Here is a 15,683-nt window from a genome sequence, read left to right on the forward strand (position 1 = left end):
CTCGCCCCGGCCGCCCGCAAGGGAAGCCGCCGACCAGGCACGTGACCCATGTCACTTAGCCTCGCGCCACCTGGCCTCCCGCGAGACCCGAGTGACGGCACGTCATGAGGCGGCGCCCGAGCGAAGAATTCCCGGCCCGGCCTCTCACGACCCCCAAGAGCCCCGCACCCGGAAACGAATCAGGGGCCCGACCCGCTTTCGCGGATCAGGCCCCTGATCTCTGTTCCTTCAGTCGGGGTGGCGGGATTTGAACCCACGACCTCTTCGTCCCGAACGAAGCGCGCTGCCAAGCTGCGCTACACCCCGAAGCAACGAGCTCTACTTTAGCGGACTGATCCCCGTAGGTGAAATCCGGTTGTTGTGGAGCCGGGGAGCGGGCCTGACCTGGTCGATCCCGATGGCGGTCAAAGGGAGGGCGCAGATGGCGATGCCGATGGAGAGGGCGGTGGTGGCGGTGGGGGAAGGGGCGCCGGAAGTGGCGGGGAAGGCAAGGGCGAGAGCGAGGAAGAGAAGGGGATAGGCGGGCCACTGCCAGGCGTAGGGCAGGCGGAAGCCGCGGGGAGTGGTGAGCAGGAGCCAGTCGGCGAGAGCGGCGAGCGGGACGACTGTGTAGAGGAGCTGGTGGCAGAGGGCTTGGGTGACGCCCGGGGCGGTGGCGGCCGGCAGGGTGAAGGCGGTGGAGTCGGCGGCCGGGAAGGCGTGGTGGATGAGGGCGGGGAGCCAGAGGAACGGGAGGAGCGCGCCGGTGAGCCGGGGGCTTACGGGGCGGCGGCCGGTCCAGGCGCGGTGGGCGGCGCAGGCGGAGACCAACACGGAGGCGATATTGGCCTGCACGGTGAAGCGGGTGAGGAGCTGGGCCGGGCCGGTGGTGGCGAGGGCCGCGAGGAGCAGGCCGGTCAGGGTGGCCGTGGTGATGAGGACGCGGAAGGCGGCCGCCAGCGGGTGACGGCTCGTGGGGGCGACGGCGGCTGCCGGGGTGCGGGCGGCGGCGCCGGCCGGGCCGGTGGCATGGCGCGTGGACTGCGAGGTCCGGGTGGGTTCGGACATCCCCCCACGGTAGGGGGATGATCAACGACTGCGGGAGACCCCGTCCGGCAAAACCCCGGCCCGGGGCGAGCCGGGGCCCGGGGCGTTCGCGGACTCCAGAGGCCGGACTCCCGGAAGGCCGGATTCGAGGAGGCCGGATTCGGAGGAGGGGCGGGCTCGCGGAGGGCCGGACTCCGGAAAGCCCCACCCGCTCCTCACCCGCGGCCGCCTCTCACTCGCAGCCGCTCCCCGAACGCCGCTGCCGCCCCCCGAATACCGAGGCCCCCGAACGCTGGATCCCCCGTCTCCGCCCGGCTCGCCCGTCTCCGCCCCGCTCAGTCCCGTGCCGTCAGCGTCAGCAGCGTCGCTTCCGGGGGGCAGGCGAAGCGGACCGGGGTGTAGCGGTTGGTGCCGCAGCCGGCGGAGACGTGGAGGTAGGAGGTGTGGCCGGCGGCGGTGTGGGTGGACAGGCCCTTCACACGGTCGGTGTCGATGTCGCAGTTGGTGACGAGGGCCCCGTAGAAGGGGATGCAGAGCTGGCCGCCGTGGGTGTGGCCGGCCAGGATCAGGGGGTAGCCGTCGGCGGTGAACGCGTCCAGGGAGCGCAGGTAGGGGGCGTGGACGACGGCCAGGGAGAGGTCGGCGCCGGATTCCGGTCCGCCGGCGACCTCGGCGTAGCGGTCACGCTTGATGTGCGGGTCGTCCAGGCCGGTCAGGGCGATCTCGATGCCCTCCAGCTTGAGGCGGCCGCGCGAATTGGACAGGCCGACCCAGCCGGCCGCGTCGAAGGCGTCGCGCAGCTCCTCCCACGGGTTGTGGACGACGCCCACGGCGGGCGCGTTGCCGTTGAGGCCGTGCCGGCCCTGGGCCCGCTCGAGGAGGTAGCGGGCGGGGTTGCGCAGCTTGGGGCCGTAGTAGTCGTTGGAGCCGAAGACGTAGGCGCCCGGGAACTCCATCAGCGGGCCGAGCGCGTCCAGCGTCTCGGGGACGCCCTCGGGGTCGGAGAGGTTGTCGCCGGTGTTGATGACGAAGTCGGGGCGCAGCCCCGCGAGCGACTGCAACCAGCGCTGCTTCTTGCGCTGTCCGCTGACCATGTGGACGTCGGAGACCTGTAGGACGCGCAACGGCCGCATGCCGCGGGGCAGTACGGGCACGGTGACGCGCCGGAGGCGGAAGGAGCGGACTTCGAAGCCGGCGGCGTAGGCCAGGCCGGCCGCACCGACTGCGGTCAGGGTCAGGGGTACTCCGTATCGCGCGCGCATGCTCCCCATCGTCGCAGAGTGCGGGGGGTGGGTGCAGTGGGAGGGAGACGCCCCGCCGGGGCGGTGGGCGTGGCGGGGCGGGGGAAAAGGCGCGGCGGTTGTCGGTGGGTGGGGGCATACTCGACGGCATGACCACGCTCAAGTCCAAGCTGCACGACGACCTCACCATCGCGATCAAGGCGCGCGACGAGCTGCGTTCCTCCACCCTCCGTCTCACGCTGACCGCGATCCAGAAGGAAGAGGTCGCGGGCACCGAGGCGCGCGAGCTGTCCGACGGCGAGGTCGAGAAGATCATCGCGCGGGAGGCGAAGAAGCGCCGGGAGGCCGCGGACGCCTTCGAGAAGGGCGGCCGCGGGGAGTCGGCCGAGCGCGAGCGCGCCGAGGGCGAGATCCTCGCGGACTACCTGCCCAAGCAGCTGTCCGACGAGGAGCTGGAGCAGCTGGTCGCGGCTGCCGTGGCGGAGGCCAAGGGCGCCGGCGCCGAGGGGCCGCGGGCGATGGGCGCCGTCATGAAGATCGTCAACCCGCAGGTGGCGGGCCGGGCCGAGGGCGGCCGGGTGGCCGCGGTGGTGAAGAAGCTGCTGGCCGGCTGAGCCGCCGGACGGGTTTTTGAGGGAAGGACGAGGGGCGCCCCCATGGTGGGGCGCCCCTCGCCTTTCGTGATGTACCGGCATCTCCGCCGCCCGGGCCGGCCGGCCGTTCCTCCGGCCGTACGGCCCAACCGGCCGTTCCTCCGGCCGATCGGCCCAACCGGCCGTTCACCAGCCGCCGTTGCCGCCGCCCAGGATGTCGGGGAAGCCGGGGATGTGCCAGCCGCCGCCCGGCTTGTTGTGACCGCCGTGGCCGCCCCGGCCGGGCTTGGGCTTGCCGCGGCCCTTGTCGCCCTCGTCGCCCTGCTTCTTGTCCTTGGCGGGGTCGTCGATCGGGACGGTCGGCAGGGCGGGCGCGGGGCGTCCTTCCAGTGCGCCCGACATCGCGTCGCGCCAGATGGGGCCGGGGGTGTCGGCGCCGTAGACCTTGTCGTGGGGGACGCCGCCGATGGTGATGTTGAACATCTTGCGCTTGTGCTGCGGGTCGCCGACCCAGACCGCGCCGGCCGCGTTGGGGGTGTAGCCGACGAACCAGGCGGCGTAGCGGCTGTCGGTGGTACCGGTCTTGCCGGCGCTGTCGCGGCCCTGGAGCCCGGCCTCCTTGCCGGTGCCGTCCTCGACCACACCCTTGAGCAGCGTGTTGATGGTGTCCGCGGTCTTCTTGGACATGGCGGTACGGCAACTGGACTGCGGGACCTTCATCGCCCGGCCCCGCGCGTCGGTGATCGACTCGAGCGCCACCGGTGAGCAGTACTGGCCGCCACTGGCGAAGGTGGCGTAGCCGGCCGCCATCGTGAGCGGCGACATCTCCTGCGTGCCGAGCGTCATCGACGGCACCTGCTGGAGCGGCTTGCCGTCCGCCCGCTCGATGCCCATCTTCTGCGCCATCTTGACCGCGGGGCAGACACCCATATCGCTGATCAGCTGCACGAAGTAGGTGTTGACCGACTTCGCGGTCGCCTCCTTCATGCCGTACGGGCCGACCTCTTCCTTGTTCTCGTTCTCGACGTTCTCGGATCCGTTGCCCTGCCACTCGCCCTCGCAGGTCTGGACCGGGGTGGGATACGGCATCCGGTACGGCGACGGGTACTCCTGCTCCGGATTCGTCCCCTGCTCCAGCGCGGCCGCCGCGACCACCGGCTTGAAGGTCGACCCGGGCAGATAGCCGGCGCCCCCGCCCATGTCGTGGTTCACCGAGAGGTTGATCACGGTCTCGTTCTCGCGGAAGCCGTACGGGCGTGACTGGCCCATGCCGAGGATCTTGCCGGTCCCCGGTTCGACGATGGTGGCGGCGGTGGCGACCGGGTCGTCGTCGTAGACGTGCTCCTTTATCGACGCCTGTACAGACTTCTGGGCCTGCGGGTCGAGGGTGGTGCGGATGGTCATGCCGCCCTGGTTCCAGAGCTTGAGGCGGGTCTTGCGGCTCTTGCCGAAGGCCTTGTCGCTGAGGAAGACCGTGCGGATGTAGTCACAGAAGAAGCCGGCGCCGTCGGTGGCGGTGATACAGCCGTTCTTGGGGCGGCTGACCGCCAGCTTGATCGGCTTCTTGGCGGCCGCGTCGGCCTCCGCCTGGGTGACGTCCTTCATGTCGGCCATCCGCTGGAGGACGGTGTTGCGCCGCCGGGTGGCCTCCTGCGGGTCATTGACCGGGTCGTAGCGGCTGGGCGACTGGACGATGCCGGCCAGCAGCGCCGACTCCCCGAGGTTCAGGTCCTTGGCGTGCTTGCTGAAGTAGCGCTGGGCAGCCGCCTCGATGCCGTAGGCCTGCTGCCCGAAGAACGTGATGTTGAGGTAGTTCTGCAAGATCTTGCGCTTGCCGAGCTCCTTCTCCACCTGGATTGCGTACTTGAGCTCCTTGACCTTGCGGCCGAGGGTCTGCTGGGTGGCCTGCGCGACCTTGTCCGGGTTGTCGCCCGCCTCCTCGATGAAGACGTTCTTCACATACTGCTGGGTCAGCGTCGAGGCGCCCTGGGAGACGGCGCCCGACTGGGCGTTCTTGTTGAGCGCCCGCAGGATGCCCTTCAGGTCGATGGCGCCGTGCTGGTAGAAGCGCGCGTCCTCGATCGCGACGATCGCCTTCTGGATATACGGCGACATGTCCTTGAGGCCGATGACCGTGCGGTCACGGGAGTAGACCTTGGCGATCTCGCCGCCCTTGGAGTCCAGGATCCTGGTCCGCTGGCTGAGCGGCGGTGTCTTGAGGTTCGCCGGGATGTCGTCGAAGCCCTCGACCGATCCCTTGGCGGTGAGGCCGAGCGCCCCGGCCGCCGGGAGCGCGAGGCCGGCGAGCACCGCTCCGGCCAGGACGCTGACACCGAGGAACTTGGCGGCCTGCTGCGTCTTGGACAGACCCCCGCCATCGCGCTTCTTAGGCATGAGGGCAGCCTACGTTCTCAATCGCCGGACAGGGGCGCACCTGTTCGCCTAGCCTGTTCTCAGCTACCACAGCTGAACGGTTACGCCTCAGTTCGTCAACCCCTACTTTCGCGGGTCGCGCCCCCCACGCGCCTGTCCGTGTCGAGAGAAATCCCGTGTCAGGGCGGTGAACTGTCCCGTCTTGTGCGCAAAGTGACGTATGCCGTTCGGTCACTCCGTTGGGTGATCTGCCGCGTACGCATAGTCCGTTCGGGCCATTCAAGATTGGGCCCGAAGGGGGTGTTGCGCCCTGCCTGCCTTCCGTAACGTCCTCAACTGGCAACGGTGAATATGCCGATTGCCGCCGTGGGGGAGCCTCGATTCGGGAGAGGACGGCGCCAGCATGAGCTGGGTAACCGACTGGAGTGCACAGGCAGCCTGCCGCACTACCGATCCGGATGAACTGTTCGTACAAGGGGCGGCGCAGAACCGTGCCAAGGCAGTGTGCACCGGATGTCCGGTGCGTACGGAGTGCCTGGCCGATGCCCTGGACAACCGGGTGGAGTTCGGCGTGTGGGGCGGGATGACCGAGCGCGAGCGGAGGGCGCTGCTGCGCCGCCGCCCGACCGTGACGTCATGGCGTCGGCTGTTGGAGACAGCGCGTACGGAATACGAGCGCAGCACGGGCATCCTGCCGTTGGACTGCGAGGACGAGGCCTTCGATGTGTTGGCCGCGGTCGGGTAGCCGGGACCGGCCGGGAGATTTGGCCGAGAAGGTTCGGCTGGTGGCGCGTTCTGTCGAGTCGTGGCAGGGGCGCCAGTGCCGGTAACGCGCCTGGGAGTTGCGGCTCCAGGAGAGGCGGGGCGCGCTGTCCGGCGCGCCTCGTGAGGCGTGTGACACGGGAATGCGTGTGACACGTGAGATTCGCGTGGCACGTGAAATGTCGCGTAAGGAGTGCTTCGTGGGTGGTGAGGGGCGCTTCGTGGTGGGTGGCTGAGCCGGCCGTGGGTGCGGCTCAGTCGTCGGTGGCCGTGGGGTTCAGCGCCAGGCGGTCGCCGATGGCACGCAGTCCCGCGAGGTCATGGACGTCGCCGGGCAGCGCGGCGACCTCCGTCACCGGAACCTCGGGATGCAGCGTGGTGAAGCGGTCCCGGGTGCGACGTTCGCGCGCGAGGACCTGCATACGTTCCGCGTGCAGCCGTAGGAGGCCGGCGGCCAGTTGCGCCGCTGAGGCTGATGTGGGTGTCACATGCTCCGCCGCGGCAGCGGGGGAGGGGCTGCCGGCGGTACGTGAGCCAGCCTTCCCGTCGTCGAGATCCACAATGCCGGTGGCTTCAAGATTATTTTCTGCGCGGCCGGGGGGCGGGGCGGAGTCGGCGGCGGGGGCAGGGGCTGCGTCCGGGGCCGCACCGGCGTCGTCCGTACCGGGGTCCGCCTCCGTGTCCGGGTGGGTGTCCGCATGGGTGTCCTCCGCCATGCGGTCCGTCAGGGCTTCCGCGGCGGCCAGGGCGCGCTCGGCGCTCAGTTGGGCGGCGCCGCTGCCGTGCACCCGGTTCAGCACGAGGCCGGCCAGCGGCATCTGCTCGGCGGCCAGCCGCTCGACGAAGTACGCCGCCTCGCGCAGCGCGTCCCGCTCCGGAGCGGCCACCACGAGGAACGCCGTCCCGGGGGCCTGGAGGAGGCGGTAGGTGGCGTCCGCGCGGGTGCGGAAGCCGCCGAACATGGTGTCCATGGCGGCCACGAAGGTCTGTACATCGCGCAGCAGTTGACCGCCCATGAGCTTGCTGAGGGTGCCGGTCATCATCGACATGCCGACATTGAGGAACTTCATGCCGGCCCGGCCGCCCACCTTCGCCGGCGCCATCAGCACCCGGATGAACTTGCCGTCCAGGAAGGAGCCCAGGCGCTTGGGCGCGTCCAGGAAGTCCAGCGCCGAGCGGCTCGGCGGGGTGTCGACGATGATCAGGTCCCACTCGTCGTTCGCGCGGAGCTGGCCGAGCTTCTCCATGGCCATGTACTCCTGCGTGCCCGCGAAACCGGCCGACAGGGACTGGTAGAAGGGGTTCTCCAGGATGGCGCGGGCCCGGTCGGCATCCGCATGACCCTCGACGATCTCGTCGAAGGTGCGCTTCATGTCCAGCATCATCGCGTGCAGTTCGCCGCCCGCGCTCTCGTCGACGCCCTTGACCTGGCGCGGGACGTTGTCGAGCTCGGAGATGCCCATCGACTGGGCCAGCCGCCTGGCCGGGTCGATGGTGAGCACGACGACCTTGCGGCCGCGCTCGGCGGCGCGCACGCCCAGGGCCGCGGCCGTCGTGGTCTTGCCGACGCCGCCCGAGCCGCAGCACACCACGATGCGGGTGTGCGGGTCGTCGATCAGCGTGTCGACCTCGAGCCGCGGGGCCGAGGCGTCCAGCGTCGTGTTGTCCGAGGTCATATGGGCCCCTGTTTCCGCAGGTCTCTCGCCAGGTGGTAGAGCCCGGCGAGGTCCACTCCCTCGGGGAGCAGCTCCAACTCGTGGGTGGGCAGGCCGATGGCGGTGAGTTCGGCGTACTCGGCGCGCTCCAGCTCGACCCGCTCGGCGTGTTCGCGCGCCTGCTCCAGCAGGGGGTCGATCAGCCGGTCCGCCAGGCCGCCGCGGCGGGCGCCGCCCAGACCGGCCTGGGAGAGCGCCTTGGCGACGCCCGTACGCGCGCCGCGGGCGGCGCTGTCGAGGTCGCCGTTGTCCAGCAGCGCCGGGCGGGTCATGTTGATGACGATGCCGCCCACGGGGATGCCGGCGGCGCGCAGCTCGGCGACGCCGTCCGCGGTCTCCTGGACCGGCATCTCCTCCAGGAGCGTCACCAGATGCACCGCCGTCTCGGGCGACTTGAGGACCCGCATCACGGCTTGTGCCTGATTGTGGATCGGGCCGATCTTCGCGAGGCCGGCGACCTCGTCGTTGACGTTCAGGAAACGGGTGATGCGGCCGGTCGGCGGGGCGTCCATCACGACCGCGTCGTAGACGAACTTTCCGCTCTTGTCCTTGCGGCGCACCGCCTCGCACGCCTTGCCGGTCAGCAGGACGTCCCGCAGGCCCGGCGCGATGGTCGTGGCGAAGTCGATCGCGCCGAGCTTCTTCAGCGCCCGGCCGGCGCTGCCGAGCTTGTAGAACATCTGGAGGTAGTCCAGAAGGGCGCGTTCGGCGTCGATGGCCAGGGCGTGGACCTCACCGCCGGCCCGTCTCCCGCCACCGCCCCGAGAGGCCTCTCCCGCGGCCTCCGTCCGCGGGGATGCCCAGGGCGACGCGCCTTCCGACGCCGGGCCCACCGCGATCTTGCGTTCCTCGTAGGGAAGCGCTTCTGTTTCGAACAACTGGGCAATGCCCTGTCGGCCCTCGACCTCGACCAGGAGGGTACGGCGACCCTCGGTGGCCAGGGCGAGGGCGAGGGCAGCGGCGACCGTGGTCTTGCCGGTGCCACCCTTGCCGCTGACGACATGGAGCCTGCTCACGCCAAGGAGCCTAACCAGTCCGCGTCCCGGCTACGCACGGGATACGCCTGGGAAGCCCCGGAGAATCTGCCCGTGGTCCCTCCGGGAAGGCTCAGGGATGTCCCGTAGGGGCCCGGTGGCCGCGCTCGCGAACGCCGTGCGGGACGGGTGCGGGCTGCCTGTGGCGGACGGCGTCCACCGCTGTCGTGGACAGGCATTACGCTCGGCCCATGACCAAGTGGGAATACGCGACCGTGCCGCTGCTCGTGCACGCGACGAAGCAGATTCTGGACACCTGGGGCGAGGACGGCTGGGAGCTCGTCCAGGTCGTTCCGGGCCCGAACAACCCCGATCAGCTGGTGGCCTACCTGAAGCGGGAGAAGGCGTGAGCGCGGCGGAGGACAAGATCGCGGCGCTCGGCCTCAAGCTGCCGCAGGTCGTGCCGCCGCTGGCTACGTACCAGCCCGCGGTGCGCTCCGGCTCGTACGTCTTCACCTCCGGCCAGCTGCCGATGGTGGACGGCGCGCTGCCGGCCACCGGCAAGGTGGGCGCCGAGGTCAGCGCCGAGCAGGCCAAGGAGCTCGCCGCGACCTGTGCGCTCAACGCGCTGGCGGCCGTGAAGTCCCTCATCGGCGACCTGGACAAGATCCAGCGCGTCGTGAAGGTCGTCGGCTTCGTGGCCTCCGCACCGGACTTCACCGGCCAGCCGGGCGTCCTCAACGGCGCCAGCGAGCTGCTGGGCGAGATCCTCGGCGACAAGGGCGTGCACGCCCGGTCCGCGGTGGGCGTGGCGGTGCTGCCGCTCGACGCACCGGTCGAGGTCGAGATCCAGGTCGAGATCGCCGCATAGGCACCCCGTCAGGGCGCCGAAGCCCGGGGTGTGTGCCGTGCGCCCGGGGGCCCCTCGCCAGCAGGGGCCCTCCGGCGCGCAAGACACCCTCGAACATCCGCGCGTGAGCGCATAGCATCCGGCCATGTCGTCCACGACCAATGGCCAGTGGTACCCGCCCGAATGGCCGGACCGCATCCGGGCGCTCGCGAACGGCGAGCTGACCCCTCCCGAACCCCGGCGGGCCGCCACCGTCCTGCTGCTGCGGGACTCCGCTTCCGGCGGCCCCGCCGTCCACATGCTGCGCAGACGCACCTCCATGGCCTTTGCCGGGGGCGCGTACGCCTATCCGGGCGGCTCCGTCGATCCGCGCGACGAGCGCCCGGTGGCCTGGGCCGGCCCGTCGCGTGCCCAGTGGGCGGTCCGTATGGGCGTCGACCCGGCCACCGCCCAGACCATCATCTGCGCGGCGGTCCGCGAGACGTTCGAGGAGGCGGGCGTGCTGCTCGCGGGCGCCTCGGCCGACACGGTCGTCACGGACACCACCGGCGAGGACTGGGAGGTCGACCGCGCCGCCCTCGTCGCCCATGAGCTGTCCTTCGCCGACTTCCTGGGCCGTCGCGGGCTCGTCCTGCGCTCCGATCTGCTCGGTGCCTGGGCCCGCTGGATCACCCCGGAGTTCGAGCCGCGGCGCTACGACACCTGGTTCTTCGTGGCGGCGCTCCCCGAGGGCCAGCGCACCCGGAACGCTTCCACGGAGGCGGACCGTACGGCGTGGATCCGGCCGGAGGAGGCGGCCGCCGGCTACGACCGCGGTGAGCTGCTGATGATGCCGCCGACCATCGCCACGCTCCGCTCGCTCCAGCCGTACGCCACGGTCGAGGACACGCTGGCGGGCGCGGAGGCCCAGAACCTGACGCCGGTGCTGGCGCAGGCCCGCCTCGTGGGCGACGAGATCGAGCTGAGCTGGCCGGGACACGACGAGTTCACCAAGCACATCGCGCAGACCGACGCCGCCACCGGTGCTCCCGGGGACGCCGACGGCTCCTCGGACCGCCCCGGCCCCTCGGGAGGGACCCCCGCATGACCGAAGCATCCGCCCTCCCCGGACAGCCCCGTGGCGGAGTGATCTCGGGGCCCGCCACCGCGCGCGCCCATTGCGTCCTGGCCCCGAACCCGTCGCCGATGACGCTGGACGGCACCAACACCTGGATCGTCGCCGAGCCGGACTCCGATCTCGCCGTCGTCATCGACCCCGGGCCGCTCGACGAGGGCCACCTCCGGGCCGTCATCGACACCGCCGAGCGGGCCGGCAAGCGCATCGCGCTGACCCTGCTGACCCACGGTCACCCGGACCACTCCGACGGCGCCGCCCGCTTCGCCGAGCTGACCGGTTCGTCCGTACGCGCGCTGGACCCGGCGCTGCGGCTGGGCGACGAGGGGCTCGACGCGGGCGAGGTCATCACCACCGGAGGCCTGGAACTGCGCGTGGTGCCCACCCCGGGCCACACCGGGGACTCGCTCTCCTTCCACCTCCCGGCCGACCGCGCGGTGCTCACGGGCGACACGATCCTGGGGCGCGGCACCACCGTCGTCGCCCACCCCGACGGGCGGCTCGGCGACTACCTGGACTCGCTGCGCCGGCTGCGGTCCCTCACCGTCGACGAAGGGGTGGCGACGGTCCTGCCCGGCCACGGGCCGGTGCTGAACGACGCCCAGGGGGCGGTGGAGTTCTATCTGGCGCACCGGGCGCACCGGCTCGCCCAGGTGGAGACCGCGGTCGAGGCCGGCCACCGCACGCCCGCCGAGGTCGTCGCCGGCGTGTACGCCGATGTCGACCGTTCCCTGTGGCCGGCCGCCGAGCTGTCGGTGCGGGCACAGCTGGACTACCTGGGCGAGCACGGGCTGATCGAGGGCTGACGGGCGGGGCTGACGGGCAGGGGCCGGTGGCGGGGCTGTGCGTGCGGCCGATGGCGAAGAACGGCGGGTCGGCGGCCGGGGCTGACGGCCGTGACCGCGGGCCGGGCTGACGGCCAAGAACGGTCCTCCGTCGGCGAGAGACGCCGTCAGCTCGCCTACGGCCGGGGCGCCTTCGCCCCGTGGACGGCCAGATACTCGGCGGCCAGCCAGGGGGCGAGGCCGGTGAGCAGCTCGTCCAGCAGCTCCGGGTACGCGGCGGGCGTCCGGGCGGCGTGCACCGCGGCGCACATCTGCTCGGCGTACGCCGGGTAGTAGCGCCCGAACACCGCGGCGGACTCGGCGAGATCACTCGTCCAGCCGCCCCAGCGCGGCATGACCAGGGTCAAGCCGGTGCGTACGAGCCGGCGCGCCACACCCCGGGTCAGCCGGATGCGCTCGGCTTCCGTGGTGGCCGCCGCGGCCTTCTCGCGCAGACCGGGCAGGTTGTGGATCAGGTCGCCGTTGGTCTCGCGGGCGAGGAGCGACGTGGGGCGGTAGCGGGGCAGCTCGGCGGCGAGATCCGGGCCGCTGAGCGGGGTGCACAGACAGGCGACGAACCAGCCGTGGTCGTACCGCTCCCGCTCGCTGCGCAGGCGGTCCACGCCGAACAGCAGGATCCCCACGCCGTCGACCTGCGGGAAGGCGGCATCCAGGCCCTGCTCGACGGCGTGGACGGCGGCGCGGTCGGCGTCGGTGGGCTCGTCCCGCAGCGCGAGCAGCGCGTCGAGGTCGGAGACTCCGGGGACGGCGGTGCCGCGCGGGACGCTGCCGAAGAGATAGCTGCTGTGCAGGCGGCCGGGGCCGAAGCGCTCGCGGATCCGGGCGCCGAGCTCCGCCACGACGGGCGCGAACGGCGCGGAGACGCGGTCCAGGGCCCCTTCCCGTACGAAGCAGCCGTCCCGGTCCAGCCCCGTGCCGTTGGTCATGGCGCCACTATGGCGAGGGGGCGGGTGGTGGGGCGACCTGATTACGGGGGCAGCCAGCGGTCCTGGTTACCGGGGGAGCCAGTGGCCCCGATTGCCGAGGGAGCCAGTGGTCCTGCTTACGGGGCGAGCCGGTGGTCCCGCTCGGAGGGCGGTCCAGTGGTCGCGCGGCTCCATGGCGGAGCGGCCGGCGGGGCCATGACGAAGGGCCCCGCCGGAGCGGGGCCCTCGCCAGGCTGTGTACGAGCCGGATCAGCGCGAGCGCTTGGCCAGCCGCTCGACGTCCAGCAGGATCACGGCGCGCGCCTCCAGGCGCAGCCAGCCGCGGCCCGCGAAGTCCGCGAGCGCCTTGTTGACCGTCTCGCGCGAGGCACCGACCAGCTGCGCCAGCTCCTCCTGCGTCAGGTCGTGGACGACGTGGATACCTTCCTCGGACTGCACGCCGAAGCGGCGCGACAGGTCGAGCAGGGCGCGGGCCACACGGCCCGGCACGTCCGAGAAGACCAGGTCGGACATCTGGTCGTTGGTCTTGCGCAGTCGGCGGGCGACTGCACGCAGCAGGGCCGTGGCCACCTCCGGGCGGGCGTTCAGCCAGGGCTGAAGGTCGCCGTGTCCCAGGCCGAGGAGCTTGACCTCGGTGAGGGCGGAAGCCGTGGCCGTACGCGGGCCCGGGTCGAAGAGCGAGAGCTCACCGATCAGCTCGCCGGGACCGAGGACGGCGAGCATGTTCTCCCGGCCGTCCGGGGAAGTGCGGTGCAGCTTCACCTTGCCCTCGGTGACCACGTACAGGCGGTCGCCGGGGTCCCCTTCGTGGAACAGGGCGTCGCCGCGGGCGAGCGTGACCTCTCCCATTGAGGCGCGCAGCTCGGCCGCCTGCTCGTCATCGAGCGCCGCGAAGAGCGGTGCGCGCCGCAGAACGTCGTCCACGAGATCTCTCCTTGTCGACATGCTCCGGGGGACTGTGGTCCCCATCATGCCGGAATGCAAAACAGTGCGATCAATCACAAGTTTGCCGGACCGGTGCCGCGAGCCGTAAGGCAGGGGGCCGATTGGGGTCAGGAATCACAGTGATCAAGCCGGATGTCAGTGGCTGGCCTTAGTCTGGCCGAGTGTCCAATACGCCGGTGAGAGCAGAGGAGTGGGGGGCCGGAAGAGTGAGTGCAGGGCGTGATTCCGCTGTGGGCGAACAGCGGTCCGGCCGCACCTCGAATTCCGATAAAAGTAACAAATCGCCCTCCGGGGTGACGTCCGGCCGGAAGCCGGCCGTCCGCAAGCCCGGCGCGTCGCGACCGGCGGCGCAGGACACCACCGCGCAGACCTCCGTGAAGAAGACCTTGGTAGGCAGGACCTCGGCAGGGAAGAAGGCCGCCGTGAACGAAACTCCAGAGAAGCCGGCGGCGGCCACGAAGGCCGCAGCGAAGAAGGCCGTCACGAAGAAGGCCACCGCACAGAAGGCCGTCGCCAAGCAGGCGACCGCGAAGACCACCGCGAAGAAGGCCACCGCGAAGAAGACGACTGCGGCCGCCGAACAGGCACCCGCCAAGAAGCCGGCCGCCAAGAAGACCGCCACTGCCAAGACCGCCACTGCCAAGACGGCGACGGCCAAGACCGCCACCGCCAAGAAGACGACGGCGAAGAAGACGGCGGCCAAGACGGCCACCGCGAAGGCCCCCGCCAAGAAGGCCCCCGCGCGCAAGCCCGAGTCGCACGCCGCCATGGTCCGGCGGGCCCGCCGGATCAATCGTGAGCTGGCCGAGCTGTATCCGTACGCCCATCCCGAGCTGGACTTCACCAACCCCTTCGAGCTGCTGGTCGCGACGGTCCTGTCCGCGCAGACCACCGACCTGAGGGTCAACCAGACCACCCCGCGCCTCTTCGCGGTCTGCCCGACGCCCGAGGACATGGCCGCGATGGATCCGGAGCGGCTGGAGGAGCTGATCCGGCCGACCGGCTTCTTCCGGGCCAAGACGAAGTCGCTGCTCGGTCTGTCGGCCGCGCTGCGCGACCGCTTCGGCGGCGAGGTGCCGGGCCGCCTGGAGGACCTCGTCACTCTCCCCGGGGTCGGCCGCAAGACCGCCAATGTGGTGCTGGGCAACGCCTTCGGCGTTCCGGGCATCACCGTCGACACCCACTTCGGCCGTCTCGCCCGCCGCTTCGGCTGGACCACCGCGGAGGACGCCGAGAAGGTCGAGGCGGATGTCGCCGAGATCTTCCCCAAGAGCGAGTGGACGATGCTCTCGCACCGGGTCGTCTTCCACGGCCGCCGTGTCTGCCACTCCCGCAAACCCGCCTGCGGAGCGTGCCCCATCGCCCCCCTGTGCCCCGCGTACGGCGAGGGCGAGACGGACCCGGAGAAGGCGAAGAAGCTGCTGAAGTACGAGCTGGGCGGCCAGCCGGGGCAGCGGCTGAAGCCGCCGGCCGACTATCCGGGGCAGCCCGCTCCCCCGATGGCGCCCCCGGTGGCCGCTTCATGACGGCCGCCGTCCAGAACTGACCGACGATCGACGCCAGGCCTGAGGGGGCGCGTATGAGGAGTGCACGGGAGCAGCGGTACGGCGAGGAGGCGGACGCCCGCGGGGCGGCCTCCGGCCGGGATGCCATGGTCACGGCCGAGGGACTGCCCGAGTGGCTGTCCCCGGTGGCCCGCGCGGCCGCCACGATCGAGCCGCGCCAGCTCAGCCGCTTCCTGCCGCCGGAGGGCGGCGGCCGGCAGTCCGCGGTGCTGATCCTCTTCGGTCACGGTCCCCGCGGCCCCGAGCTGCTCCTGATGGAGCGCGCGGGCACTCTGCGCTCGCATGCCGGCCAGCCCTCGTTCCCCGGTGGCGCCCTCGACCCGGAGGACGGCGATCCGGACGGCCCCGGTCCGGTGCGGGCGGCGCTGCGCGAGGCCGAGGAGGAGACCGGTCTCGATCCGTCCGGTGTGCAGGTCTTCGGCGTGCTGCCGCGGCTCTACATCCCCGTCAGCGGCTTCGTGGTGACACCGGTTCTGGGGTGGTGGCGCCGGCCGAGCCCGGTCGGCGCGGTCGACCAGGCGGAGACCGCCCGGGTCTTCACGGTTCCCGTGGCGGATCTCACGGACCCGGCCCATCGGGTGACCACGCGTCATCCCAGTGGCCACACCGGGCCCGCCTTCCTTGTCGAGAACGCCCTGGTCTGGGGGTTTACGGCCGGAGTCATCGACCGGCTCCTGCATTACGCCGGCTGGGAGATTCCGTGGGACCGTGACAAGGCGGTCCCGCTGGACTGGCGCTCGTGAGACGGTGTCCG

15 protein-coding genes and 1 tRNA gene are annotated in these 15,683 nt (G+C 71.5%); 8 read left to right on the top strand and 8 right to left on the bottom strand.

Translation table 11 applies throughout. The features are described 5' to 3' along the window. Positions 1–232: 232 nt before the first annotated feature. The 3 genes from M8I34_RS35210 to M8I34_RS35220 form a co-directional block, all read right to left on the bottom strand. A tRNA-Pro gene (locus tag M8I34_RS35210) sits at positions 233–306 on the bottom strand. Positions 307–318: 12 nt separating this feature from the next. Next, positions 319–1,047, bottom strand: a complete 729-nt coding sequence (locus tag M8I34_RS35215; protein WP_250056754.1) for an integral membrane regulator — start codon at positions 1,045–1,047, stop codon at positions 319–321. A 314-nt stretch (positions 1,048–1,361) separates the two neighbouring features. Beyond that, a complete protein-coding gene (locus M8I34_RS35220; RefSeq protein ID WP_250056756.1) occupies positions 1,362–2,288 on the bottom strand; it encodes a metallophosphoesterase in 927 nt (308 codons plus the stop codon). A gap of 128 nt (positions 2,289–2,416) precedes the next feature. Between M8I34_RS35220 and M8I34_RS35225 the strand changes: the two genes are divergently transcribed. Further along, the gene (locus M8I34_RS35225; RefSeq protein ID WP_250056758.1) at positions 2,417–2,881 is read left to right on the top strand and encodes a GatB/YqeY domain-containing protein; all 465 of its coding nucleotides are present in this window, start codon (positions 2,417–2,419) and stop codon (positions 2,879–2,881) included. 165 nt (positions 2,882–3,046) lie between these two features. On the opposite strand, the gene M8I34_RS35230 is transcribed toward M8I34_RS35225, so the two are convergent. Continuing rightward, a complete protein-coding gene (locus tag M8I34_RS35230) occupies positions 3,047–5,254 on the bottom strand; it encodes a transglycosylase domain-containing protein (RefSeq protein WP_250056760.1) in 2,208 nt (735 codons plus the stop codon). Positions 5,255–5,636: 382 nt separating this feature from the next. Here M8I34_RS35230 and M8I34_RS35235 point away from each other — a divergent pair, with 382 nt between their 5' ends. Further along, entirely contained in the window at positions 5,637–5,978 is a 342-nt protein-coding gene (locus tag M8I34_RS35235; protein ID WP_030074909.1) for a WhiB family transcriptional regulator, read from the top strand. A gap of 271 nt (positions 5,979–6,249) precedes the next feature. Here M8I34_RS35235 and M8I34_RS35240 read toward each other — a convergent pair whose 3' ends face one another. Continuing rightward, positions 6,250–7,671, bottom strand: a complete 1,422-nt coding sequence (locus tag M8I34_RS35240; RefSeq protein WP_250056762.1) for an ArsA family ATPase — start codon at positions 7,669–7,671, stop codon at positions 6,250–6,252. Further along, positions 7,668–8,726: an ArsA-related P-loop ATPase gene (locus tag M8I34_RS35245; protein ID WP_030989795.1), complete on the bottom strand. Its 1,059-nt coding sequence runs from the start codon at positions 8,724–8,726 to the stop codon at positions 7,668–7,670. Before M8I34_RS35245 ends, M8I34_RS35240 begins: the two co-directional genes overlap by 4 nt. A 209-nt stretch (positions 8,727–8,935) precedes the next feature. On the opposite strand from M8I34_RS35245, the gene M8I34_RS35250 reads away from it, so the two are divergent. The 4 genes from M8I34_RS35250 to M8I34_RS35265 all read left to right on the top strand — a co-directional run bounded on the left by M8I34_RS35250 (position 8,936) and on the right by M8I34_RS35265 (position 11,454). Beyond that, the gene (locus tag M8I34_RS35250; protein ID WP_107050307.1) at positions 8,936–9,094 is read left to right on the top strand and encodes a DUF4177 domain-containing protein; all 159 of its coding nucleotides are present in this window, start codon (positions 8,936–8,938) and stop codon (positions 9,092–9,094) included. Continuing rightward, on the top strand, positions 9,091–9,555 hold the full coding sequence (locus M8I34_RS35255) for a RidA family protein (protein WP_244419591.1): 465 nt from the start codon (positions 9,091–9,093) through the stop codon (positions 9,553–9,555). Before M8I34_RS35250 ends, M8I34_RS35255 begins: the two co-directional genes overlap by 4 nt. Positions 9,556–9,679: 124 nt before the next feature. Further along, complete coding sequence (locus M8I34_RS35260; protein WP_250056764.1) at positions 9,680–10,621, top strand: NUDIX domain-containing protein; 942 nt, start codon at positions 9,680–9,682, stop codon at positions 10,619–10,621. After that, on the top strand, positions 10,618–11,454 hold the full coding sequence (locus M8I34_RS35265; protein WP_250056766.1) for an MBL fold metallo-hydrolase: 837 nt from the start codon (positions 10,618–10,620) through the stop codon (positions 11,452–11,454). The genes M8I34_RS35260 and M8I34_RS35265 overlap by 4 nt, the downstream gene beginning before the upstream one ends. A gap of 155 nt (positions 11,455–11,609) precedes the next feature. On the opposite strand, the gene M8I34_RS35270 is transcribed toward M8I34_RS35265, so the two are convergent. Further along, complete coding sequence (locus tag M8I34_RS35270; protein WP_250056768.1) at positions 11,610–12,419, bottom strand: nucleotidyltransferase; 810 nt, start codon at positions 12,417–12,419, stop codon at positions 11,610–11,612. 249 nt (positions 12,420–12,668) lie between these two features. After that, on the bottom strand, positions 12,669–13,343 hold the full coding sequence (locus M8I34_RS35275) for a Crp/Fnr family transcriptional regulator (RefSeq protein WP_006604164.1): 675 nt from the start codon (positions 13,341–13,343) through the stop codon (positions 12,669–12,671). 443 nt (positions 13,344–13,786) lie between these two features. Here M8I34_RS35275 and nth point away from each other — a divergent pair, with 443 nt between their 5' ends. Next, positions 13,787–14,890: an endonuclease III gene (nth, locus tag M8I34_RS35280; RefSeq protein WP_250056770.1), complete on the top strand. Its 1,104-nt coding sequence runs from the start codon at positions 13,787–13,789 to the stop codon at positions 14,888–14,890. A 53-nt stretch (positions 14,891–14,943) separates the two neighbouring features. After that, complete coding sequence (locus tag M8I34_RS35285) at positions 14,944–15,672, top strand: CoA pyrophosphatase (protein WP_250056772.1); 729 nt, start codon at positions 14,944–14,946, stop codon at positions 15,670–15,672. Positions 15,673–15,683 lie beyond the last annotated feature (11 nt).

It is taken from the genome of Streptomyces sp. MCA2 (assembly GCF_023544705.1).
In the GTDB taxonomy this organism is placed as follows: domain Bacteria; phylum Actinomycetota; class Actinomycetes; order Streptomycetales; family Streptomycetaceae; genus Streptomyces; species Streptomyces decoyicus.